This is a genomic window from Rhodococcus sp. NyZ502 (assembly GCF_041464245.1).
Classification (GTDB): domain Bacteria; phylum Actinomycetota; class Actinomycetes; order Mycobacteriales; family Mycobacteriaceae; genus Rhodococcus_F; species Rhodococcus_F qingshengii.
Map to the genome: position 1 here is coordinate 3,555,985 of NZ_CP167155.1, position 23,049 is coordinate 3,579,033.

The window sequence follows — 23,049 nt, forward strand, 5'->3', positions numbered from 1 at the left end:
GCAACGCAAGCCCCTCATCTCGCAAGCCCCTCCCTGTACGACCCCGCCATGCATGACACTGGAGAAGACTGATGTCACCACCGCAGCCGGCAACGACGCCGACCACCACAACCGAGCCGACCGAGCAGCAGACATACCTCGAGGTCTGGGGCGACACCGTCAACGGTCGACACCTCGCGATCTCCGTTGCAGTCGGCAGTGTCGTCGGCGCCTCGGCCCTTCTCGCGGCCCAGGCACTGTTCGAACGGGTCGTCAGCGAACCGTCGTTGGCCCAGGCGTACAGCCTTCTGGTCGGCATCGCGGCCTGCCTGCTCGCCGGGGTGGTCTGCGGAATCTTCATCAAGCCGAAGCGGATAGTCGCCTTGGCCGCCGCCGACGCGGAGTCGATCGACGGTGTCATCACGACGATGAGTGAACAGCGCCAGGGTCTGGGCACTCTCGCCGACATTCCGGAGCAGAGCCGACAGGAACTTCGCGAGCTGGGTCTGTACGACCACTTCGCCGCTGCCGAGGCCGAGCACGCACAGGTCTCGAACACACCGAAGGACGGTGGGCGCGCATGAGTTCGGTTCTGACCAACGAAATTCTGATTGCCGTTCTCTTCGGCATCATCGGCGCGGTCGCATTCACGTTCATCGGATTGATCTCCGGCACGGACGAGACCGCCACGATCGCACCGCTGACTCTGCTCGTGATTCTGCTCGGCGCTCCCCCGGCGGCGGTCTTCACGTTCTTCCTCTCGGGTGCGATCGCCAAACACATGACGCACGCGGTGCCGACGATGCTGCTGGGCATTCCCGGCGACACGATGGCGATTCCACTCTTGCCGGAAGCGCAGATGATGCGCTCACTCGGCATCCCGCACATCGCACTCCGCAAGGCGATCTCGGGAGCAGTGATCTCGGCGTTCGTCGCTGTGCCGGTTGCCGTTTTGTTCGCGACCATCCTCGCGCCGTTCGCGGACACCGTTCAGTCGATAGCACCGTGGCTGTTCCTGGTCGCCGCCATCGGCATCGCCTACGCCTCACCAGGCCGCTGGGCCGGGGTTGTCGCCCTCGTTCCCTTCGTCATCTTGATCCTCGGCGCTCGCGCGTTGACGTCGAATTACGATGTGTCGCTGAACATCAGCTACTTCCTTGCGATCGCAGTCGGGCCGCTGATCGCGGACCTCGCATTGACCTTGGGCCCGTCGAGCCGTAAGGACATGGAACGCAGTGAACCCAAAACCGTTGCATTGGCCCCGGACATCAAAGGATGGAAGGGATACTTCCCCAATCCTCTGAAGGTCCTCGATCGCAAGCAGATCGGTTACACCGCCGCCGCTTCCACGGTGTCGAGCGCAACCTTCGTCTTCAGCCCGGTCGCCATGACTGTTCTGATGGGTGAGCTGGTAGGTGCGCGGATCAAGAACGGCTATCACCGACTGACCACAATGGTCTCGGCGAAGAACGGTACGACGGAATCCACCTACATCGCGGAAACCCTCATCCCACTCGTCGCTTTCGGCCTTCCGCTCAGCCCGCTCGCGGCAGGCCCCGCAGCCCCTCTGTTCAACGCTCCACCGGTGTTCGAGACCAATCAGGAAACCGGAGTGATCAACAATCTCTCCACGTACCTGACGCAGTGGGAGTTCCTGCTCTACGGACTGCTCGCAGTGGTCACGGCAACGGTCATCGCATACCCCTTTGCCATGAACTACGCGTACCGCGCTGCGTCAGCGGTGGTCAAGCACATCAGTCACGAAGCTGTGATCGCGGTGTTCACGGGACTCGTCGTCGTCATCAGCATCTGGGAGGGCGGCATCCTCGGGCTTCTGATCACCGTGACGGTCGGCCTGGTCGGTGGTCTTCTCGGGCGCCTGTTCAAGATTCACGGCGGAGTTCTGTTCATGGGTTACTACGTAGCGCTGTTCAGTGTTCCTGCCCTGATCAATCTGTTCTGAATCGGTCGACTCCACCACCACGTGCGGACCCGCAACAAACTGCGGGTCCGCACGTATTTCTTCAGCTACCGACCGTGAGCGCCACGGTTCGATTGCGGTCCAACTTCTTCGCTCGATACAACGCCTCGTCAGCGCAATCGACCAATTGCGTCAGGTCTGCGTCGCCGTGGGGTGAACACGCGACACCGATGCTGACGGTCGGCCCGAATTCACCCAATACTGCCGACGAATTCTCCGCTTGCGCGCGTCGAATCATCTCGGCTGTTTCGGTCGCACCCTCGAGATCGACACCGGCCATCAGTACGACGAACTCCTCGCCGCCCAATCGGGCGAAGAGATGCTTGTCATCGAGGTGCCGCCGCACCTGATCGGCAAAACTCACCAACGCTGTATCGCCGGCACGATGACCGAGGTTGTCGTTCACCATCTTGAAGTGATCCAGATCCATCATCAGGACGCTGACCGGACGTCCAGAGGGGCGACGCGGATCGGTCGCACCCGTCACGCTGCCGCCTCGCCGCAGGAACTCGTCCCGGCGCAACGCACCGGTGAGATCGTCGTGGGTGACGGCCTGGGTGAGTGCCTCGAGCGCGCGGCGACGCTCGAGGATCACACAGGCCACCGCGATCGGCGCTACCGCCAGCAGCGACAATCCGATCTGGACCGACGCGCTGACCGGCGAGACGCCCTCGCTGGACAATCCGAGATGGCCGTCGGCCGTCAGTACCAACGTCCAGGCAGTTGACACAGCGGTGAGCACCGACGTGACAAATACATTGGTGAGCAAGGCTGCAGTCACCAGCGCCGGCATGGCAAACGCGATCGCTCCGGCACCACCTATCACCCACTCCAAGATGATGCAGACGGCCAGCAGCGCCGTCGGAACGACTGATCGACGCACAAGCGTGGCAACAGCTTTCGGTTCTCGATCCACTCGTCGAAGCGAAGGGAATGTCAGCACCAAGGGGACGATGGTCATGTAGTTGACGAACTCACTCGAGAACCAGAGCAACCAGCCGTCCCACCACTGCCCGCCGAACAGCGCGGTTCGCGATTCCGCCCACGAGCGCCGCCATCGACGCGGCGGCGACAGTCACCGACACGAGATAGCCGACGGACTGAATACTGGTCAGTCGACGGTCCTCACTGTCGACCCAGCGAAAGGCGTAGAAGCCGCTCGCAACCCCGACGATGTTGGCCGCGTTGAGCCACACCGTGGACTCCCATGCCCCACCGGTGATCAGGTCGGCTCCGACATAACCGACTACGACGCAGATCCAGGTGAGCAGTGTGGCGGAACGCGGCGACCGAAAGAGGATCCCGAGTAGCAGCGCGTTGGCCGGCCAGAAGACTGCAAGCGTGCCCGGCAGACGGCTCAGAATTCCGACCAGGCACGAGACGAAGACGACTACGCCGATAAGCAGTGCGCGACGTACGGCCGATGACGACAACGACTTTTCGACCGTGCTCACCACCTACATTCGACTGACCTACTCACAATTCGACAACTACTATCGGTGACCAAGGCGCCCCGGATGCAGGGTCGCCGCAAGACACCCGTCGAAATATACCGACCGGAATCGTACGCGAGGGACGTCGAAACCCGAGGTGCCCCACTGTGCCTTGGCTATCGATGTGGACAAATCGGATGTTACGTCGTCAGTTGGTCAAATGAAGTTCACCGAGCGTGATCGAAGCGGTGCGAGCAAACTCTCGGACACTCGCGCCTCCACTTCCGGCAGGCATTACCCCGAGAAGGGGAACACCGCTGACCGAAACCAGATCCTCGCGATTGCATCTCTCGGCGAGGTCCGGTTCCTGCGGCCACGAACCGATCACCAACCCGGCGCAGTCCACGCCGGATGCACGTAGGGTTTCCACGGTCAGTGCGGTGTGATTGAGCGTGCCCAGGCCGGACGCAACCACCAGCACCACTGGCACCGCCAGAGCCGCGGCAAGATCGCGAGCGGTGAACCCGTCGACGCCCAAGCGGACCAGCAAGCCGCCGGCGCCTTCGATCAGGGTCAAGTCGTGGGTGGTGTCCAGGTCGCGAGCAACTCGGACTACTTCGTCGAGCGCCAACAACGGCAGACCACTTCGACGGGCAGCAGTATCCGGCGCCAAAGGTTCGGGATACCGCGCCAACTCGACCAGCGTCACGCCGCCGCCGGTCAGACGCTCGATCTCGGCCAGATCACCCGCACCGTCCACGTCGACGCCGGTCTGGGCCGGTTTGAGCACTGCAACCGACTTGCCCGACTGCAAGGCCACCGATGCCAATGCAGCTGTCACCACTGTTTTTCCGACGTCGGTCGACGTTCCGGTCACCAGGAAAATGCTCATGCTCGGGCTCCGGCCAATACTTCGCGCAGTACGAGAACGATCTGCTCCATCTCGGATGCGGACAGCGTCGCTCGTGCGGTTAGACGCAGCCGTGACGTTCCTTCCGGAACCGACGGCGGGCGGAAGCAACCGACATGCAACCCCTGATCCCGGCACGCCGACGCGGCATCGAACGCCCGCTGCGGATCACCGAGAACGACTGAGACGACAGCAGATTCAGGCGACGGAGCACCGGTGACGTCCGCCAACTCGGATGCCCGGGCCAGGACGTCGAGCGCTCGCGTCGGCTCACGCTGGAGTACGGCGAGTGCAGCCCTGGCCGCGCCTACGGCGGCCGGTGCGAGACCGGTGTCGAAGATGAACGTTCTTGCCGCGTCGATGAGATGCGCGCGGATCTTGTTGTCACCGAGCACAACTCCACCCTGGCTGGCGAGCGACTTGGACAGTGTTGCCGTCACGACGACGTCGGGTTCACCGGCCAGGCCCGACTCGTGGACGAGTCCACGTCCACCGGCACCGCGCACACCGATGCCATGCGCCTCGTCGACCAACAGGATCGCCCCGTACTCGCGGCACACCTGATGCATCTGCCGCAGTGGCGCAAGGTCTCCGTCGGCGCTGAAGACCGAATCGGTGACGACCAGTGCTCGCTCTTCCACTCTGCTGCGCAACGTGTCGGCGAGAAAGCCCACGTCCGAATGCGGAGCCACGGCAACCCGAGCACGTGACAGGCGGCAGGCATCCACCAGCGAGGCATGCGATCCCGCATCGGAGACGATCAACGACCCTGGACCCGAGAGCGCCGTCACCGCGCCGAGATTGGCTGTGTAACCGGAGGAGAAGACAAGTCCGGAGTCCGCCCCGACGAATTCGGCCAGTTCGACTTCGAGCAGTTCGTGTTCGGTGGTGGTGCCGGTGACCAGACGCGAGCCCGTGGCGCCCGCGCCCCAACGGCGCAGAGCCGCCGCGGCACCCTCGATCACATCGGGGTGCCGCACGAGTCCGAGGTAATCGTTCGACGCCAGGTCGATCAACGGGGAGTCGACCGTGCGAGGACGGAGTTCGCGACGCAGTCCAGCGGCCCTGCGGTCCGCTTCGACGGCCGTCAGCCAATTCAGCGAGGTGTTCACTTTTCCGACCATACTTGAACACCGTTCAACTCAATGGCTAGGGTGCATCCGTGCTCACAACCGGACTTGATCCCCATGACGTCTCCGCCATCGATGCCGATGTCCTCTGGCATCCGTACGGATCGTTTCCCGCGTCGACTCGTCCGCTGATCGTCGACTCTGCGCAGGGGGCTACCCTGACGCTCTCCGACGGCCGCCGATTGGTCGACGGGATGAGCTCGTGGTGGGCCGCCATTCACGGCTACCGCAATCCCGTGCTCGACACCGCCGCCGCACGGCAGCTCGGCAAGATGAGCCATGTCATGTTCGGTGGACTGACGCACGAACCCGCCGCTCGCCTCGGGCGACTGCTCGTCGACATCACACCACCTCACCTCGACAAGGTGTTCCTCTCCGACTCCGGTTCGGTGGCCGTCGAAGTCGCAGTGAAGATGTGCCTGCAGTACTGGCGGAGCCTCGGAAAGCCGTCGAAGAATCGTTTGATGACCTGGCGCGGCGGATACCACGGTGACACCTTCACCCCCATGAGCGTCTGCGATCCCGACGGCGGCATGCATTCTCTCTGGACCGACGTCCTGCGCCCTCAGGTCTTCGCGCAGGCTCCCCCGGCGGGCTATCTCCCCGAATACGTGCAGGAGTTGGAATCGCTCTTGGCCGAGCATCACGAGGACCTCGCAGCGGTGATCGTGGAACCGGTGGTTCAAGGCGCCGGCGGAATGCGTTTCCACGATCCCGCGTACCTGATCGACCTGCGTAACCTCTGCGACAAGTACCAAGTCCTCCTGGTCTTCGACGAGATCGCGACCGGATTCGGACGCACCGGAGAATTGTTCGCCGCCGATCACGCCGGCGTCAGTCCCGACGTCATGTGCGTCGGCAAGGCACTGACCGGCGGGTACATGAGTCTGGCGGCAACGCTGTGCACCACGGAGATCGCGGAGACCATCACTGCCGGTGAGGGCGGCGGGCTGATGCACGGCCCCACCTTCATGGGCAATCCACTCGCGTGCGCCGTCGCGGTGGCGTCGACCGAACTTCTGCTTGCGATGGACTGGCGGCGTGACGTCGCAACCCTCGAACGTGGCCTCGCTCGAGGCCTCGCCGAAGCCGTCACAATTCCCGGGGTCGTCGACGTCCGCGTCAAAGGCGGAATCGGAGTGATCGAACTCGAACAGCCGGTCGACATGCAGAGCGCGACCGATGCAGCCGTCGACGCCGGCGTCTGGCTCCGGCCGTTCCGCAACCTCGTATACGCGATGCCTCCGTACCTGTGTTCGGAGGCAGAGGTGGAACAGATCACAGCCGGAATGCTTGCAACCGCCCGCAGCCAGGCGAAACGGTGATCGGCACCGTAGACAGTCGACGAGATTCGATCGGCTGCACCCGATAGGGTCTGATTCATGGATCAACCGCCGAGCGAGACCTCAGCCACTCCCATCCCGGTATGGCCTGGCAGTGCGTACCCACTCGGTGCCACCTACGACGGCGCGGGGACCAATTTCTCGCTCTTCTCCGAGGTCGCCGAGGCCGTCGAGCTGTGCCTGATCGCCAAGGACGGAACCGAAACCCGCATTCGGATGGACGAGGTCGACGGTTACGTCTGGCATGCGTACCTTCCGTCGGTATCCCCCGGCCAGCGATACGGCTACCGCGTACACGGGCCGTACGATCCGGCTGCAGGTCTGCGATGCGATCCGAGCAAGCTCCTGCTGGACCCGTACGGAAAAGCGTTCGACGGAGACTTCGACGGAGACCGTTCGCTGTTCTCGTACGACGTCGAATCGGCGGCGGACCCCGAACCTTCAGGAGACGACGAATCTCCCGCCGTGGGGCCGCAAGAGGCTACCGACGAAACGAGTTCGGAAGCCGAATCGGACGAGGTGGGCCTCGAAGACGACTCGCCCACGGGCGATCAGGAATCGGACGAGATCCTCGAGCCCGAACCCTTCGAGCCGGAACCACTCGTCGACGAACCCGCCACCATCCCTTTCCCCCAACATGATTCGCTCGGCCATACGATGTCGACCGTCGTCATCAACCCGTTCTTCGATTGGGCGTCCGACCACTCGCCGAAGCGTCCGTATCACGAGACGGTAATCTACGAAGCGCACGTCAAGGGTATGACCGCGACGCATCCCGGAGTTCCGGAGGAATTGCGCGGCACGTACGCGGGGCTCGCTCATCCGGTGATCATCGAGCACCTCACCGATCTGGGTGTCACGGCGATCGAACTGATGCCGGTCCACCAGTTCATGCACGATCAGGTGCTTCTCGACCAAGGTCTGCGAAACTACTGGGGTTACAACACCTTCGGCTTTCTCGCTCCGCACACCGACTACTCCTCGGCCACGAAACCCGATGCGGCCGTAGCGGAATTCAAAGCCATGGTGCGCAGCTTCCACCAGGCTGGTATCGAAGTGATCCTCGACGTGGTCTACAACCACACCGCCGAGGGCAATCACATGGGGCCGACCATCAGTTTCCGCGGAATCGACAATGCCGCCTACTACCGCCTGGTCGACGGCGACGAAGAGCACTACATGGACTACACCGGAACGGGCAACAGCCTCAACGCCCGTCATCCGCATACGCTGCAATTGATCATGGACTCTCTGCGGTACTGGGTCACGGAGATGCACGTCGACGGATTCCGCTTCGACCTCGCCTCGACACTCGCCCGTGAACTGCACGACGTGGACCGCCTTTCGGCCTTCTTCGATCTCGTGCAACAGGATCCGATCGTCAGTCAGGTGAAGCTGATCGCCGAACCGTGGGACGTCGGCGAAGGCGGTTACCAGGTCGGCAACTTCCCCGGCCTGTGGACCGAATGGAACGGCAAATACCGCGACACCGTCCGCGACTACTGGCGTGGTGAGCCGGCAACGCTGGGGGAGTTCGCCTCCCGTCTCACCGGATCCTCTGATCTCTACGAGGCCACCGGACGTCGCCCTGGCGCGAGCATCAACTTCGTCATCGCTCACGACGGTTTCACCCTCCACGACCTAGTCTCGTACAACGAGAAGCACAACGAAGCCAACGGCGAGAACAACAACGACGGCGAATCGCACAACCGATCGTGGAACTGCGGGGTCGAAGGCCCCACCGACGACCCGGAAATCCTCGAACTGCGTGGCCGTCAGAGCCGGAACATACTGGCTACGCTGATGCTCAGCCAGGGCACCCCGATGCTTGCTCACGGCGACGAGATGGGCCGAACTCAGCAGGGTAACAACAACGTTTACTGCCAGGATTCGGAACTGTCATGGATGGATTGGACTCTCGCGGAAACCAACGCCGACCTCGTCGAGTTCACCAAGCGCGCAATTGCCTTGCGCGCCAAGAACCCGGTCTTCCGGCGTCGTCGATTCTTCGAGGGGCGACCTATTCGAAGCGGCGATCAGAGTCGCGACATCGCCTGGCTCACGCCGTCTGGCGAAGAGATGACTCCGGCCGACTGGGACAGCGGTTTCGGCAAGTCGTTGGCTGTCTTTCTCAACGGTGACGCGATCCCGGAACCGAACTACCGTGGCGAGCGCGTCACCGGAGATTCGTTCCTTCTCTGCTTCAACGCCCACTACGAAGATCTCGAATTCTCCACCCCCAACGCGGACTACGCGTCGGAGTGGACCGTCGTACTCGACACCTCGGTCCCCACCGGTGAGAGCGATACCGTGATCAAAGCCGGAACAACATTGGATGTAAAAGCGCGAGCATTGACGGTACTTCGCAGAACCGCTTGAGGGAGACGTGCACATGGCCCCGATAACCAGCACCTACCGACTGCAGTTGCGACCGGATGCATTCACTCTTCGTGATGCGGCCGCACAGGTGGACTACTTCGAGGCATTGGGGGTCTCACATCTCTATCTCTCCCCCATCCTCACGGCAACGTCCGGATCGACGCACGGCTACGACGTCACCGATCCGACAACCGTGTCCGAAGGACTTGGTGGCCGCGAGGCCCTGGTGGAGCTCTCGCGCGCCGTTCGATCACGTGGGATGGGCCTGATCGTCGATCTGGTCCCCAACCATGTCGGTGTCGCCAAACCTCGCGAAAATGCTTGGTGGTGGGACGTTCTCACGCACGGGCAGTCGTCGGAGTACGCGCATTTCTTCGACATCGATTGGGCCGAGGACAACGGAGCCAACGGCGCCGACGGCAAACTCTCACTCCCGGTACTGGGCAGCCCGGACGATCTCGACGCACTGACTGTCGAGAAAGATGGCGAGGAAACACTTCTCGCGTTCTACGAGCACCGCTTCCCCATCGCTGCCGGTACTGAATTCGGATCTCCACAGGAGGTGCACTCCAGGCAGTCGTACCGACTCGTACCGTGGAACGCCGGGATCGTCAACTACCGACGGTTCTTTGCCGTCAACGAACTCGCTGCGCTGCGCCAGGAGGACCCCCAAGTCTTCGAACTCTGCCATCGGCAAGTGAAGTCGTGGGTCGACGAAGGACTGATCGACGGCGTTCGCATCGATCATCCGGACGGACTCGCGAATCCGGCGGAATATCTCGGGCGCCTGCGAGAACTGATCGGACCAGATCAGTGGCTCGTGATCGAAAAGATCCTCGGCCATACGGAACCACTCGATCCGATGCTCCCGATCGACGGCACCACCGGATACGACGCCCTCAATCAGCTGGGCGGCGTTTTCGTCGATCCCGCCGCCGAACTCGAATTGACCGAACTCTCGGCAGATCTGACCGGCGACGACGGGGACAGTACGTGGTTGCATCACACCGAACGTCAGTTCAAACGCGACACCGGGCGCGGTGACCTGGCACCGGAGGTTCGCAGGCTCGTACGTGCAATCCGACGCGAAACCGGAAGTCGTTGCAGTGAGACCGAACTGAACGACGCAGTTGTCGTCGCGATCGCTCGGATGCCGGTGTACCGATCCGACTACAGTCCCCTCGCCGGTTTGGCCGCTCGGATCGTCGGCGACATGCACGAATTGGCTCCCGGACATGAACCATCGTTCAACGTGTTGGCGCAATCCCTGGTGAACAGCGGTGAAGCCTCAGTTCGCTTCCAGCAGGTGTGTGGCGCTGTCATGGCCAAGTCCGTCGAAGATCGACTCTTCTATCGGACGGCGCGCCTGGTCTCACGTCAGGAAGTCGGCGGCAACCCGGCATCGCTTGCCGTCTCCGTCGCCGAATTCCATCTCCACAACGCGGACCGAGCGAAGCGGTGGCCGCGCGCGATGACGAGTCTGTCCACTCACGACACCAAACGCGGCGAGGACGTGCGGGCACGGATCGGTGTTGTGTCTCAGGTGCCGACGCTGTGGGCCCGGCTGATTCGCGAGTGGGAAGACGTGTGCCCCAGCCCTGATCCGCTTACCGGATTGTTCTTGTGGCAGAACATCATCGGTGTGTGGCCGGCGGACGGCCGCTCGGCAGCCTCGGTTCCAGAGCTGCGCGAGCGTTTGCACGCCTATGCGGAGAAAGCCGTCCGCGAGTCCGGCGCCAGAACTTCCTGGAACGATCCGGACGTCGACTTCGAGTCGGCAGTGCACCGCTGGATCGACGAGGTGATCGACGGCCCGGTCGGTGATTCGGTCAGCGAATTCGTCGGCAGGATCGCGCGTCACGGCTGGTCGGACTCTCTGGGCCAAAAGCTGCTCCAACTTCTCGGGCCCGGCGTTCCCGACGTCTACCAGGGCACTGAGCTGTGGGAGGACTCGTTGGTCGATCCGGACAACCGGCGGCTTGTCGACTACGGAACGAGGCGATCACTGCTCGATTCCGGCGCCGCGCCGATCGACGCAACAGGAACCGCAAAGTTGCACCTCGTTCGCACGGCACTGACACTGCGGCGGGAGAACCCCTCGTGGTTCGATCACGGTGAGTACCGGCCGGTCTTCGCTTCAGGTTCCGGATCCGGTCATCTGGTCGGCTTCTCGCGCGGCCCGGCGGGTGATCCGCCTATGGTCGTTGCTCTGGCGACGCGACATTCGCTCAGACTCTCGTCGCACGGTTGGAGAGATACGCGAGTGGACCTGCCAGATGGCGAATGGGTCGACGCACTGAGCGGACAACCCGTCTTGTCTTCGGATGCGCGGGACATCTTCGCTGCCGGGCCATGTGCCCTGTTGACCAGGGTGCGCTGAGCAGTTTCCGCTGACTGGGCATTCACCCCCGAAAAGAACTTCGTCGCGCTAACTTCCGAAGAGCAGATCATCACCACTAGTCGGAGGTTTGAGCATGGCCGCCAGTCGATTCACCGGAAAAGTTGCCTTCATCACCGGAGCCGCCCGTGGTCAGGGGCGCGCCGAAGCTGTCCGGCTGGCAGAAGAGGGCGCAGACATCATCGCCGTCGACGCGTGTGTTCAATTCGAATCCACGTCGTATGCCGGCGCCACCGACGACGACCTGGCCGAGACAGTCGAACTGGTCAAGGCCCTGGACCGTCGAATTGTCGCTACCAAGACCGACGTTCGCGACTTCTCTGCGCTGTCCGCGGCGCTCGCGGCCGGCATCGACGAATTGGGGCGACTTGACGTCGTCGTCGCGAACGCCGGAATCTGTTCTGCCAACATGTCCTGGGAAATCACGCCCGAGCAGTGGCAGGAAACGCTCGACGTCAACCTGACCGGCGTCTTCCACACCGCCAAGGCAGCGATCCCGCACCTGATCAAGCAAGGCACCGGTGGCTCGATCATCTTCACCAGCTCCGTCGCCGGCCTGCGCGGCCTCCCCTTCCTCGGCCATTACGTCGCGAGCAAACACGGCATCACCGGTCTGGCCAAGACGATGGCCTCGGAGTTGGGGCAGTACAACATTCGGGTCAACACCATCCACCCACACGGCGTGGAAACCGGAATGCAGATGACGGACATGCGGCCGCTCATCGACGCCAACGCCCACACACTCGGTCCGATCTTCATGCAGACCTTGCCCGACCCGGTCAGCCAGCCGGAGGACATCGCCGCCGCCGTCGCGTTCCTCGGTTCCGACGAGGCCCATCACATCACCGGCATCGCGATGCCGCTCGATCTGGGCACCCTGATCCGCTGATCGAATCTTCTCGAGTTTTTCCCGTCCTCGGGGAATATCGCTTCCCCGAGGACGGTTGCGCGAGACATGACCAAAACTGTTGTAGCGCAGACGTACGGCACGCCCGAGGTCCTGAAGCTGGTGGACGTCGATTTACCGGCACCGAAATCAGGTGAAGTCCTGGTCGACGTGAAGGCGATCGGCGTCAATCCCTTCGACTTCAAGCTCTACAGCGGCGCTTTCGGCACCGACCCCGAGAAACTTCCCATCCGCCTCGGCGGCGAGGCAGCGGGCGTCGTCTCGGCTGTCGGCGACGGCGTCACAAATGTGAACGTCGGCGACGAAGTGATCGTCAGCCCCGGCAACGGCCTCTACTCCGAACAAGTAGTCGTGCCGGTCTCCTCTGTCACCGCGAAGCCCGCAGGCATCAGGTGGGAACAGGCAGCCGGCCTCCTTCTGGTCGGCGGAACTGCAGTCGACGCCCTCGACACCATTCGGGTCGGTTCCGGCGACACCGTTCTCATCCACGGCGCGTCCGGCGGCGTCGGCGCGATCGCTGTTCAGCTGGCAGTTGGTCGCGGAGCTACGGTGATCGGCACTGCGGGAGCCTCGAATCAGGATTACGTGCGCTCGCTCGGCGCCACGCCTGTGCTCTACGGCCACGGCCTCGAAGCGCGTGTCCGTGAACTCGCGCCGAACGGCGTCGATGCGGCGTTCGACACCGCCGGAACGGACGAAGCCGTCGATGCATCTCTGGCTTTGGTCACCGACAAGAGTCGCATCGTCACCATCGTCGCGTTCGGACGCGCCCAGACCGACGGCTTCGCTTCCGTCGGCGGAGGCAATCCGGCAAGTGCGGAAGCGCGTTTGAAGGCTCGATCCGAACTTGTCGAACAAGCCGGTTCCGGACACCTCATCGTGAAGATCGCCAAGACCTTCCCGCTAGCGGACGTGGCACTCGCTCACACCGAGTTGCAGAGTTCGCACCCCGCGGGAAAGTTCATCCTCGTTCCGTGACCTTCAGCTCTGTCTTGCCTAGGCCTTAGGGGCGAGTGGAACCAACAGGGTGGTGCCGAACGCGACGAGCACCGATTCGCCTTCGCGTTCGGCATGTACCTCGGCAGTGACGAACACCTGCTTGCGCCCGGCCTTGACCGAGCGCGCCGTAGCGACAAATGCGGTTCCGACGCCCGGACTCACGAAATTGACCGCGCAGTTGGACGCCGCCACGACACCTACCTGGGTGAAAGCAGCAAATCCGCACGCGGTGTCGACGAGTCCCGCCACGAGCGCAGCGTGCAGGTGTCCCGAGTACTGGCCCAGATCCTCACGCCATTCGAGCCGCAGACAAACGCGACCCGGTTCGGCCTCCGTGACTTCGAATCCGGCCCACCGGTTGAAGGCCGCCGAGGCGTTGACCGCGCGCAACTGTTCGAGCATTTCAGAATTTCCCATGTAGACCAGTCTACATATATTGTGGTGGATCGCTGGGGTGTTTAAGCTCCAACTCGTGGCGACTCCCCCGAAACACCGCGAAGCACTCGTACGAGCTGCGGCCGATCTGTTTCGCCGCCAGGGGTATGCGGCAACGGGCCTCAACGAGATCCTCAAGTCGAGCGGGGCGCCGAAAGGTTCGCTCTACCACTACTTTCCCGGCGGCAAAGAGCAGATCGGCGAAGAGGTCGTCCGCGTCGGCGGGCAGTTGGTCACCGACACCCTGACCGAACTCGCCGACAGCCAATCGGACGCCGGGTCGCTGCTGCGCGAGTACGCGCGGTTGCTCGCCGGATGGGTGAGCGATTCGGATTTCCACGAAGGCTCGCCGATCACGACGGTGTTGTTGGAACTTGCCCCCGATTCGGAGAGCGTGACAGCCGCCGGACAGGCGGTGTATCGACAGTGGACTTCGCTAATGCGCGACACACTGATCGCGTCCGGGGTCGGACGTGCGCGAGCGGAACGGCTTGCCGTCCTTGCAGTGTCCGCGCTCGAGGGCTCGCTGGTGCGGGCTCGCGTCGAACGATCCGGTCAGCCGATTCTCGACTCCCTCGGCGAGGTCGCCGACGTGTTCGACGGAGCAATCGCCGCGGCGCACTCGCACTGAGCGAACGCGACCTGAGCGAACGGCACTCTCGGTCTCATGAAGGCGCCGAAAGGTACGTTCGCTCGGAATCGGAGGGTGGCTCAGTCGGCTTCCGGGCGCCACCTCGAGCACCACCGCGAGCCGCGCCGATCCCTGCGACGACGACGCACGCGATACCTGCCACGGCCAGAACACTCGGAACCTGTTGCAGCACAACCAGACCGATAAGCTGCGCGAAAGCAGGCTCGAGACTCATCAGCGTGCCGAACGCCGCCGTGGACAGCCTTCGCAACGAGACCATCTCCAGAACGAACGGCACGACGGGCAGCAAGATCGCGAGTCCGAGGCCCACGAGAATCAGATGCGGAGTCAGCCGCCCGATAGCCGAGTGGCCTACGGCAATTGTCGCGGCCAACCCGGCTACCGCCATCGACACCGCCAGCCCGTTGATACCGGCAACCTCGTCGCCGACGCGCTGGGTGAGCAAAATGTACATCGCCCAGCAGAGCGCCGCACCGAGTGCGTACGCCACACCGACCAGATCGACTGTCCCGGCCCATGGTTCGGTGAGAAGCACGACGCCCACGCCTGCCAGAACCGGCCACAGAACACGGCCACGCCCCCGGAGCAATGCAACCGTCAGCGGACCCAAGAATTCCAATGCGCTTGCTGTTCCCAGCGGAAGGCGCTCCACCGCTGCCATGAACAGGAGCGTCATGCCTGCGGTGACCACACCCAGAACCACGCAAGCCAGAAACGCCTTGCGAGTGAACGCCGAAGGGCGGGGCCTGACGATGATCAGAAGAATGATGCCTGCCCAGGCGAGTCGTAGCCACGCCGCTCCGTCTGCGCCGAGCTGATCGATCAGGCCCACCGACACGGCGAGCCCGAGCTGCACGCACAACATCGCCAAAACAGCCAGGCCCACTCCGGCCCGCGCTTTCGTATCCATAGCTGAATTGAACGGGAGGCCAACCGTTCGTGTCCACGCGATTTTGACCTACATTATGTTCACGATTAGTGAATGATCGAAGGATGGAAACCCGTCGACTCCATCTCCTCCTCGAACTCTCCCGCTTGGGTTCGATGCGTGCGGTCGCCGAAGCGCACAACCTCACGACGTCGACCGTGTCCCAACAACTCGCGGCCTTGACCGCGGAGACCGGTACCGCACTGATCGAGCCCGACGGTCGCCGGGTGCGGCTGACGCCGGCCGGTCAACGACTGGCCGATCATGCCGTCACCATCCTGGCAGCCGTCGATGCAGCTCGCCTGGACCTCGATCCGGACGCGGAACCGGTGGGGACCCTGCGAGTCGGCGGATTCGCAACTGCGATCAGAACCGCGATGCTCCCCGTCGCTCGAAGCCTGCAACGCAGTCACCCGCAGGTGGACGTGATGATCTACGAATACGAACCCGTCGAGGCTTTTGCACTCCTCGAACGCGACGATCTAGACCTCGCACTGACGTACGACTACAACCTTGCCCCCGCGTCGCCGAGCCCACTACTCGAAGCAATTCCGCTCTGGTCGACGCCATGGGGACTGTGTGTTCCCGGCGACGCCAAAGCTCCCGACAAGTCCACAGAATCCGGAATCGATCTCCGCGCCTTCGCCGACACGTCATGGATAGTGAACTCACGCAACACGGCAGACGAGCGCGCTGTGCGAACCCTCGCGTCGCTGGCCGGGTTCACCCCTCGGATCACTCACCAGATCGACAGTCTCGACTTGGTCGAACTCTTGATCCTCAGTGGTTACGGCGTGGGGCTGATGCCGCTCGAACGCAAGACTCGCGAAGGCGTGCGCGTCGAACCACTCGTCGATCCGCCCGTCATCCTCACTGCCTATGCGGTGACGCGTCGCGGCCGATCGTCGTGGCCGCCGCTTCGGCTCGTGTTGGACCGACTCACGGCCTACCGATAACTCACATCCGATCAGCGTCGCCGTCGCGGCGCTGCTGCTTGGCAATTCGACGCTGCTCTTCCGCCCGTTCGCGGCACTGACGCAAGAAGGCTTCGTCCGCCGCCGGATCCTGCGCAACGGCACGTCCCGGGCGCTCGTATTCGCCGTACCCGGTTGGGCCGACGTATCCGCGGGGCGCGTTCTGTCCGCGCCCGACCACCAGCCACAGAACCGATCCCAAAGTAGGAAGGAAGATGATGATCAGAATCCAGACGACCTTGGGTAGGTACTGGATGTAGGCGTCATCTCTCGTGATGGCGTCGACGATGCAGAAAATCCACAGCAACATCGTGATGAGGCCGAACAAGGCATAGGGCACGCTGGCGATTCCTCCCGAGAATAAAAAACCCTCGCCATGCTAACGAAAACAGACCAATTAGTACATTAGATTCTGGCGAATGTTGAACTCGAGCCATCCTCGGTACGCATCGACGTCCCATCCACTGACCCGACGCAATTGCTGATGAAGCTGAGGCGAGACGAAAGCGGCAAGTATGCCCGCAGCTTTCTCGAGCGAAATCTCAGGCCTCAACAAGCCATGCTCGGAGAGACCCTCGGCTATCGACATCGCATTGACGGCCGACTGATCCGACGACTCCTCGGATAGTCGACGCATGTCGGCATCCGCACCCGAGGATTCGACCGCGACCATCATCAGAGCGCCGGCACGTTCGAGCAGTCCGATGCCCTGAGCCACGATCTGGGAGACGATCCGGCGAACGTCATCGGGGTCCGCGGCCAGGTTCGGCGCGCCGAGTGGAACCTCTTCGGCATCGAGCGCCGCAGCGAGGGCCGCTTCGAAGATCTCGAGTTTCCCGCCAGGGAAGGCTGTGAACACCGTCCGATCGGCGACGCCGGCCGAGGCGGCAATCTGCTTGACGGTGGCACTGACATACCCGTCTCGAACAAACAAGGCCGTCGCCGCATCACGAATGAGTTCACGCGTTCGCTGCGCGGAAGCTTCACGCACGCGGGAGTGGTACTGGCGTCTGCCCTCCATTGCGCACACTTTAGCCGCATTCGATGCAACGACCATGCATGGAAAGAATCGTGCAGCTCAGGAGCCTTTTCCGGGGTGATCTATCCAGCCGTCGCTACCGGGAAACACCAACGCCTCGTGGCCGTTGTCGTACCTGACCAGATAGGGAGGACCGCCGTCCTCGCCGTGCACCTCGAGAACCTCGGCAGTTACCTCCGCCTGCCCCACCACGCGCCCCTGGACGTGGAGACGGTCACCCACTTCGGCATGCATCACTCCTCCTCGCTGCCCGCTCGCGCAGGCGCAGACCAACCACTGACGTTGTTCCCGCCATGCCGACTCGGAAACCCTGGGGCGAGTTGCCGTCGTGAGAAATCGCATATTCACCGAAGATGACAGTGACGGGTGAACAGTGGTTCACTCATCGGTGAATTCCCGTTCACCATCGCCGCGTGAAGGACCGTCTCTTGGCATTGCACTCGTCTCCGACCACTCGCCGTTCAAGTCGGCTCATTACCGCAATTCTCTGTCTTTCCGGCACCGTGGTCGCGCTGCAACAAACGATGGTCATTCCGTTGTTGCCCGATTTCCCGAAGATCCTCGGCGTCAGCGCTGACGACGCCTCCTGGCTCGTCACCGTCACGCTCCTCACGAGTGCCGTCGCCACTCCGATCGTCTCCCGCCTGGCAGACATGTTCGGAAAACGACGCATGATGCTGATCTCGATGACGATGATCGTGGTCGGATCACTGGTGGCGGCGATCGGCGGCAACTTTGTCGCCCTGCTGATCGGACGTGGTCTCCAGGGCTTCGCGATCTCGATGATCCCCGTCGGAATCAGCATCATGCGCGACGAACTGCCCAAGGAGAAGGTGGCGTCGGCAACAGCGTTGATGAGTGCCACTCTCGGAATCGGCAGCGCACTCGGGCTCCCGCTGTCCGGGTTGATCTTCGAGCATCTGGGCTGGCCCGCCATCTTCTGGCTCTCGGCGATCGTGGGCGTCCTGCTGATCATCGCGGTAGCCGTCGTCGTCCCGGAATCGAGTGTTCGTACCCGCGGCAAATTCGACTTCCTGGGCGCGGTCATGCTCTCGACAGCACTCACGGCGATCCTCCTCGCCATCTCCAAGGGCGCCCGTTGGGGATGGACGAGCGAACTGACATTGCTGATGTTCGTCATCGGAATCGTGACTCTCGCATTGTGGTTCCCTTACGAACTCCGCGTCACCCAGCCGATGGTCGATCTACGAACGTCGGCCAAGCGGCCTGTTCTGCTGACCAACGTCGCCTCGATCCTCGTCGGCTTCTCGATGTACGCGAACAACCTCTCCACCACCCAACAACTTCAGATGCCGAAGATCTCCGGCTACGGCTTCGAACTGGGCGTGATGGCGGCCGGACTGTGCATGATTCCGGCAGGCCTCGCGATGGTCTTCTTCGCGCCCGTCTCCGCGAACATCACGAAGCGATTCGGAGCCAAGATCACCCTGATCGTCGGCGGCACGGTGCTCGCGCTCGCCTACATCGCGCGAGTGTTCCTGACCGGTTCGATAGCACTGATCATCATCAGCGCGGCGGTGGTCAGCATCGGAACCGCAATTGCCTACTCCGCGATGCCGATGCTGATCATGCGATCGGTTCCGATTACCGAAACCGCGTCGGCAAACGGCCTCAATTCGCTGCTCCGCTCAGTCGGTACTTCCACGTCCAGCGCGGTGGTTGCCGCCATGCTCACGTCGATGGTCATCCCGTCCGGGCCGGGCGAGGGCCTTCCGTCGATCGACGCCTTCAAGAACATCTTCTGGCTGGCCGCCCTCGCCGCCGTGGCTGCTGCCGCTGCCGCTGCGTTCATTCCTCGCCGCGGCGCAAAACCGGAAGCGGCACTTCGCCCGGTGACCCCGGAAGGGTTCGAGCTTCCCGACGCCGCCGTGTCCGAAACGGAAATTGTGGTTGCCGGTCGTGTGATCCGGGCCGACAGCCGACCGATCCGGCAGGCCGTTGTCACCGTGATGGACATGGAGGGTCGACCGATCGATTGGAGTCGCGCCGACAACGAGGGCAACTTTTCCCTCGCCCTACCCCGGCCCGGACGGTATTTGGTAGTGACGAGTGCCGACGGCTGGTCCCCTCGGTCGCAGGTGATCGCTTTCGACAGCGCGCAATCGACGCACACCGTCGAACTCGGTGACCGCCTCACCATCTCCGGCAAGGTCGGAGTCGGCGGCCGAACAACCTCGGGAACCGTCGTCACGCTCACGAAACCGACCGGCGAATTCGTCGCATCCACCGTCACCGACGGAACCGGGCACTACGGAATCGCGCTCCCGACATCCGGCCGGTACATCCTGACCGCGCTGACCGAGAGCGGACACGGCACATTGGCTCGTCAGATAGCGGTCATCGCGCAGTCCACCGTCGTCGATTTCGACGTACCCGTCGATGCCGAGCCGTTGACGACAGTATGAACGCCAGTACGAGCAACCGAACGCATGGCGATCGGGTATCGAGGCGAGCGACATGAGCAGCGGCGAAGCCAGCATCCTCACAGCAGCGAAAGCCTTGTTCGCGGAACGAGGTTACGCATCGACGACCATCAAGGACATCGCGGTCGCAGCCGGCTACTCCCCTGCCCTGGTCATGAAGATCTACGGCAGCAAAGCTCGGCTGTACTCGGCTGCGATCCCGTCCGCACCTCCGATGGACGAGGATCCGAATGCCGACGCCACCGGAGACATCGGCTGTCAACTGGTCGAGAAACTTGTCGCTCGTAGAGAATCCGACGAAACCGATCCGTGGGCAATGCTCGCAGTACACGTTCACGAGGCGCCAGATCCGGCCGCCGCTCGGGCCGAGATCAAGCAACGATACGTTCACGGGATCGCGCGCCGCATCGGCGACACGGAGCCCGGTTTGGTACGCAGCCAGATCGTCGTCTCACTGCTGCTCGGACTGGCCACCGGCATGCGGACGCTCGAACTCCTCGGTGAGGATTCACTGTCGTCGGAGGATCTGATCCGGCGCTACGGAAGGCTGATTCAAATAGCCGTCGACGAAATCGAACCGGTATCCGAGCACGAATCGTTCATCAGTGACACGGTGGAGGAATGACTACTTACCGATACCTCGACGCCGACCGGAATCTCCTCGAAGAGAAAGATTTCGAAACCGAGCAGGACGCACAGGAATACCGACTCTCCGTCCTCGGTGCCGAACACATCGAGCCCACCGACGAATGACGCCTCCGCAAAGGAAGCCGAAGCAAGGCATTCTGTAGCGTCGAGACCATGCCTGTAGCTCGCTTGGGATCGATCACCCTCGATTGCAGTGATCCACAACGCCTTGCGGAATTCTGGCGAAATATGCTGGGCGGCGAAATCACGTACAACACTGAGAAGTTTGCGACCGTCAGCACAGGCGGTGGCCAGATCACCGCAATCCGCATCGACGAACACCGCCCGAGCACGTGGCCGATGGCTGCAATACCGAAGCAGATTCATCTGGATTTAGTGGTCGATGATCTGGACATCGCACAGGAGCAAGCTGTCAGCCTCGGTGCTCAAATCGGTAGCCGGCAGAACGCGCCGGAGCGTTGCCGCGTTCTACTCGATCCCGCTGGTCATCCGTTCTGTTTGTGTCTGGCGGGTCCGAATCTGTCGCCGTGGTCAATGCCTGGCGAATCTGCGTGAGTTCGTCGATCAAGGCTTGAACGCGACGCTCGATTTCGTCACAGATCGGGCGAACTGCTTCAAGGCCCTGTCCGGCCGGGTCGTCGAGAACCCAGTCTCGGTAACTCTTGCCGGGGAAGATCGGGCACGTGTCGCCGCAGCCCATGGTGATGACGACATCCGAATCCTGGACGGCGTCGACAGTGAGGATCTTCGGAGACTGCGCTGAGATGTCGATACCGCGCTCTGCCATCGCCTCGACCGCTGCCGAATTGACGGTCTCGGCGGGTCCGGATCCGGCGGAACGGACCTCGATGGCGTCGCCTGCGAGATGGCTCAGGAATCCCGCGGCCATCTGAGATCGACCGGCATTGTGGACGCAGACGAACAACACCGATGGTTTGCTCATGACCTCGCTCTTTCTCGACTGGATGAAACCTCTTCGACTGCAAAGCGTTTGCGTAGAGCAAGGGAGACATAGACCAGCCCGACGAGCACCGGTACCTCGATCAGCGGGCCGACGACACCGGCAAGAGCTTGCCCCGAGGTGGCGCCGTAGGTGGCGATGGCTACCGCGATCGCGAGTTCGAAGTTGTTGCCCGCGGCGGTGAACGCCAGGGTCGTGGTGCGTTCATAGCCCAATCCGATTGCGGCGCCGAGGATGTAGCCTCCGCCCCACATGAGCGCGAAGTACGCGAGCAAGGGCAGCGCGATCCGGACGACATCCCAAGGCTGGGAGGTGATCTGTTCGCCCTGCATCGAGAAGAGCACGACGATGGTGAACAGCAGACCGTAGAGCGCCCAGGGGCTGATCTTGGGGATGAACTTGTTGTCGTACCAGTCGCGGCCTTTGGCGCGTTCGCCGAAGAAGCGGGACAGAAAACCTGCCAGCAGCGGGATACCGAGGAAGATCAGGACCGATTTCGCAATCTGCCAGGGCGAGGTGTCGATGGTGGTCTGTTCGAGGCCGAGCCACCCGGGCAGGACCGAGAGGTAGAACCAACCGAGCACGGCGAACATGATCACCTGGAACACCGAATTGATGGCGACCAGCACCGCGGCGGCTTCGCGGTCTCCGCAGGCCAGGTCGTTCCAGATGATCACCATCGCGATGCAGCGAGCGAGACCGACGATGATCAAACCGGTTCGGTATTCCGGCAGGTCAGGCAGAAACAGCCAGGCGAGGGCGAACATCAGCGCCGGGCCGAGAACCCAGTTCAGGAACAGGGAGCCGGCGAGGAGTTTCTTGTCCCCGGTGACTGTGTCGAGGCGGTCGTAGCGGACCTTCGCCAGGACCGGGTACATCATGATCAGCAGACCGAGGGCGATCGGTAGCGAGATGCCGTCGATCTGCACCTTGTCCAGGGCAGTGTTCACACCGGGGATCCAGCGTCCAACCAGCAGGCCGACGACCATGGCCACGCCGATCCAGACCGCCAGATAGCGGTCGAGGGTGGAGAGTTTTCCGACGACTTCGGGGTGTTCGGTGGTGGCAGCGGTGTTGCTCATGCGGTGACCTCTACGCACGCGTCCGCGACACTCACGCTCGTACCTTCAACCAGTAGAACGGCGGAAAGCTGTTGCAGCGCAGCCGGAATAACCCAGTAGTACACCCAGGTCCCGCGTCGTTCACAATCGAGTAACCCGGCCTGGCGCAACACCTTGAGGTGATGCGAGATAGTCGGCTGAGACAGATCGAACGAGTCGGAGATGTCGCAGACGCAGGCTTCACCACCCTCGTGACTTGCCACCAAGCTGAGCAAGCGGAGACGAACCGGATCGCCGAGGGCCTTGAACATCCGAGACAAGTCGCCGGCCCAATCCTCGGTCAACGGTTCACGAACGAGCGGGGTGCAGCAAGCCTCGGAATCCGGCAGCTCTTGATTCGACATTCTTCGATATTGACAGATATCGAATCAACGCGCAATCGGGCATC

At 62.7% G+C, this 23,049-nt stretch carries 24 protein-coding genes and 1 pseudogene; 13 read left to right on the plus strand and 12 right to left on the minus strand.

Annotated elements, in window-relative coordinates; all coding sequences use genetic code 11:
• The first annotated feature begins 71 nt into the window (after window positions 1–71).
• Both ACBG85_RS16320 and ACBG85_RS16325 read left to right on the plus strand, forming a co-directional pair.
• Window positions 72–563, plus strand: coding sequence for a hypothetical protein (locus tag ACBG85_RS16320; protein WP_372024026.1), 492 nt, complete (start codon window positions 72–74; stop codon window positions 561–563).
• The gene (locus tag ACBG85_RS16325) at window positions 560–1,942 is read left to right on the plus strand and encodes a tripartite tricarboxylate transporter permease (RefSeq protein ID WP_003941745.1); all 1,383 of its coding nucleotides are present in this window, start codon (window positions 560–562) and stop codon (window positions 1,940–1,942) included. The genes ACBG85_RS16320 and ACBG85_RS16325 overlap by 4 nt, the downstream gene beginning before the upstream one ends.
• A gap of 61 nt (window positions 1,943–2,003) precedes the next feature.
• On the opposite strand, the gene ACBG85_RS16330 is transcribed toward ACBG85_RS16325, so the two are convergent.
• From ACBG85_RS16330 to ACBG85_RS16345, 4 genes are all read right to left on the minus strand, one after another.
• Window positions 2,004–2,921 carry a GGDEF domain-containing protein gene (locus ACBG85_RS16330; protein WP_372024028.1) on the minus strand — a complete coding sequence of 306 codons (918 nt, stop codon included), beginning with the start codon at window positions 2,919–2,921 and terminating at the stop codon, window positions 2,004–2,006.
• A 13-nt stretch (window positions 2,922–2,934) separates the two neighbouring features.
• Entirely contained in the window at window positions 2,935–3,414 is a 480-nt protein-coding gene (locus tag ACBG85_RS16335) for a hypothetical protein (RefSeq protein ID WP_372024030.1), read from the minus strand.
• Between the two features lie 187 nt (window positions 3,415–3,601).
• The gene (gene bioD, locus ACBG85_RS16340; RefSeq protein WP_166502373.1) at window positions 3,602–4,285 is read right to left on the minus strand and encodes a dethiobiotin synthase; all 684 of its coding nucleotides are present in this window, start codon (window positions 4,283–4,285) and stop codon (window positions 3,602–3,604) included.
• Window positions 4,282–5,427 carry an 8-amino-7-oxononanoate synthase gene (locus ACBG85_RS16345; RefSeq protein ID WP_285182776.1) on the minus strand — a complete coding sequence of 382 codons (1,146 nt, stop codon included), beginning with the start codon at window positions 5,425–5,427 and terminating at the stop codon, window positions 4,282–4,284. Before ACBG85_RS16345 ends, bioD begins: the two co-directional genes overlap by 4 nt.
• A 38-nt stretch (window positions 5,428–5,465) precedes the next feature.
• Here ACBG85_RS16345 and ACBG85_RS16350 point away from each other — a divergent pair, with 38 nt between their 5' ends.
• The 5 genes from ACBG85_RS16350 to ACBG85_RS16370 all read left to right on the plus strand — a co-directional run bounded on the left by ACBG85_RS16350 (window position 5,466) and on the right by ACBG85_RS16370 (window position 13,438).
• Window positions 5,466–6,758 (plus strand): adenosylmethionine--8-amino-7-oxononanoate transaminase, encoded by a 1,293-nt coding sequence (locus ACBG85_RS16350; protein ID WP_030537108.1) that lies wholly within the window; start codon window positions 5,466–5,468, stop codon window positions 6,756–6,758.
• A 57-nt stretch (window positions 6,759–6,815) separates the two neighbouring features.
• On the plus strand, window positions 6,816–9,155 hold the full coding sequence (gene glgX, locus ACBG85_RS16355) for a glycogen debranching protein GlgX (RefSeq protein ID WP_030537109.1): 2,340 nt from the start codon (window positions 6,816–6,818) through the stop codon (window positions 9,153–9,155).
• 13 nt (window positions 9,156–9,168) lie between these two features.
• Complete coding sequence (gene treY, locus ACBG85_RS16360) at window positions 9,169–11,535, plus strand: malto-oligosyltrehalose synthase (protein ID WP_007733123.1); 2,367 nt, start codon at window positions 9,169–9,171, stop codon at window positions 11,533–11,535.
• Window positions 11,536–11,629: 94 nt separating this feature from the next.
• Window positions 11,630–12,442, plus strand: coding sequence for a mycofactocin-coupled SDR family oxidoreductase (locus tag ACBG85_RS16365; protein WP_007733124.1), 813 nt, complete (start codon window positions 11,630–11,632; stop codon window positions 12,440–12,442).
• A gap of 66 nt (window positions 12,443–12,508) precedes the next feature.
• Entirely contained in the window at window positions 12,509–13,438 is a 930-nt protein-coding gene (locus ACBG85_RS16370; RefSeq protein WP_007733125.1) for an NADP-dependent oxidoreductase, read from the plus strand.
• An 18-nt stretch (window positions 13,439–13,456) separates the two neighbouring features.
• Here ACBG85_RS16370 and ACBG85_RS16375 read toward each other — a convergent pair whose 3' ends face one another.
• Window positions 13,457–13,876, minus strand: a complete 420-nt coding sequence (locus ACBG85_RS16375) for a PaaI family thioesterase (RefSeq protein WP_230587613.1) — start codon at window positions 13,874–13,876, stop codon at window positions 13,457–13,459.
• Window positions 13,877–13,931: 55 nt separating this feature from the next.
• On the opposite strand from ACBG85_RS16375, the gene ACBG85_RS16380 reads away from it, so the two are divergent.
• Window positions 13,932–14,525, plus strand: a complete 594-nt coding sequence (locus tag ACBG85_RS16380) for a TetR/AcrR family transcriptional regulator (RefSeq protein ID WP_158646501.1) — start codon at window positions 13,932–13,934, stop codon at window positions 14,523–14,525.
• 34 nt (window positions 14,526–14,559) lie between these two features.
• Here ACBG85_RS16380 and ACBG85_RS16385 read toward each other — a convergent pair whose 3' ends face one another.
• Window positions 14,560–15,456, minus strand: a complete 897-nt coding sequence (locus ACBG85_RS16385) for a DMT family transporter (protein WP_042921816.1) — start codon at window positions 15,454–15,456, stop codon at window positions 14,560–14,562.
• An 83-nt stretch (window positions 15,457–15,539) separates the two neighbouring features.
• On the opposite strand from ACBG85_RS16385, the gene ACBG85_RS16390 reads away from it, so the two are divergent.
• On the plus strand, window positions 15,540–16,430 hold the full coding sequence (locus ACBG85_RS16390; RefSeq protein WP_063316133.1) for a LysR family transcriptional regulator: 891 nt from the start codon (window positions 15,540–15,542) through the stop codon (window positions 16,428–16,430).
• A gap of 1 nt (window position 16,431) precedes the next feature.
• Here the strand turns inward: ACBG85_RS16390 and ACBG85_RS16395 are convergent, their stop codons facing one another.
• The 3 genes from ACBG85_RS16395 to ACBG85_RS16405 are packed head-to-tail and all read right to left on the minus strand — an operon-like array spanning window position 16,432 to window position 17,721.
• Window positions 16,432–16,788, minus strand: a complete 357-nt coding sequence (locus tag ACBG85_RS16395) for a PLD nuclease N-terminal domain-containing protein (RefSeq protein ID WP_003941757.1) — start codon at window positions 16,786–16,788, stop codon at window positions 16,432–16,434.
• Window positions 16,789–16,845: 57 nt separating this feature from the next.
• Window positions 16,846–17,469, minus strand: a complete 624-nt coding sequence (locus ACBG85_RS16400; RefSeq protein WP_037129760.1) for a TetR/AcrR family transcriptional regulator — start codon at window positions 17,467–17,469, stop codon at window positions 16,846–16,848.
• 57 nt (window positions 17,470–17,526) lie between these two features.
• Window positions 17,527–17,721, minus strand: coding sequence for a DUF1918 domain-containing protein (locus ACBG85_RS16405; protein WP_003941743.1), 195 nt, complete (start codon window positions 17,719–17,721; stop codon window positions 17,527–17,529).
• A gap of 179 nt (window positions 17,722–17,900) precedes the next feature.
• Between ACBG85_RS16405 and ACBG85_RS16410 the strand changes: the two genes are divergently transcribed.
• The 4 genes from ACBG85_RS16410 (at window position 17,901) to ACBG85_RS16425 (ending at window position 21,134) form a co-directional block, all read left to right on the plus strand.
• Window positions 17,901–19,913 carry an MFS transporter gene (locus tag ACBG85_RS16410; protein ID WP_030537115.1) on the plus strand — a complete coding sequence of 671 codons (2,013 nt, stop codon included), beginning with the start codon at window positions 17,901–17,903 and terminating at the stop codon, window positions 19,911–19,913.
• Between the two features lie 52 nt (window positions 19,914–19,965).
• Window positions 19,966–20,556, plus strand: coding sequence for a TetR/AcrR family transcriptional regulator (locus ACBG85_RS16415; RefSeq protein WP_003941800.1), 591 nt, complete (start codon window positions 19,966–19,968; stop codon window positions 20,554–20,556).
• The gene (locus ACBG85_RS16420) at window positions 20,553–20,684 is read left to right on the plus strand and encodes a hypothetical protein (RefSeq protein ID WP_256082667.1); all 132 of its coding nucleotides are present in this window, start codon (window positions 20,553–20,555) and stop codon (window positions 20,682–20,684) included. Before ACBG85_RS16415 ends, ACBG85_RS16420 begins: the two co-directional genes overlap by 4 nt.
• Window positions 20,685–20,807: 123 nt before the next feature.
• Window positions 20,808–21,134: a VOC family protein gene (locus ACBG85_RS16425; RefSeq protein WP_230691664.1), complete on the plus strand. Its 327-nt coding sequence runs from the start codon at window positions 20,808–20,810 to the stop codon at window positions 21,132–21,134.
• Here the strand turns inward: ACBG85_RS16425 and ACBG85_RS16430 are convergent.
• From ACBG85_RS16430 to ACBG85_RS16440, 3 genes and pseudogenes are all read right to left on the minus strand, one after another.
• A pseudogene (locus tag ACBG85_RS16430) lies at window positions 21,133–21,522 on the minus strand (arsenate reductase ArsC); the annotation flags it as partial. The gene ACBG85_RS16425 and the pseudogene ACBG85_RS16430 sit on opposite strands and share 2 nt — an antisense overlap.
• Window positions 21,519–22,622 (minus strand): ACR3 family arsenite efflux transporter, encoded by a 1,104-nt coding sequence (arsB, locus tag ACBG85_RS16435; protein WP_003941673.1) that lies wholly within the window; start codon window positions 22,620–22,622, stop codon window positions 21,519–21,521. The pseudogene ACBG85_RS16430 and the gene arsB, both read right to left, overlap by 4 nt.
• Window positions 22,619–23,005 (minus strand): helix-turn-helix transcriptional regulator, encoded by a 387-nt coding sequence (locus ACBG85_RS16440; protein ID WP_030537016.1) that lies wholly within the window; start codon window positions 23,003–23,005, stop codon window positions 22,619–22,621. The genes arsB and ACBG85_RS16440 overlap by 4 nt, the downstream gene beginning before the upstream one ends.
• Window positions 23,006–23,049 lie beyond the last annotated feature (44 nt).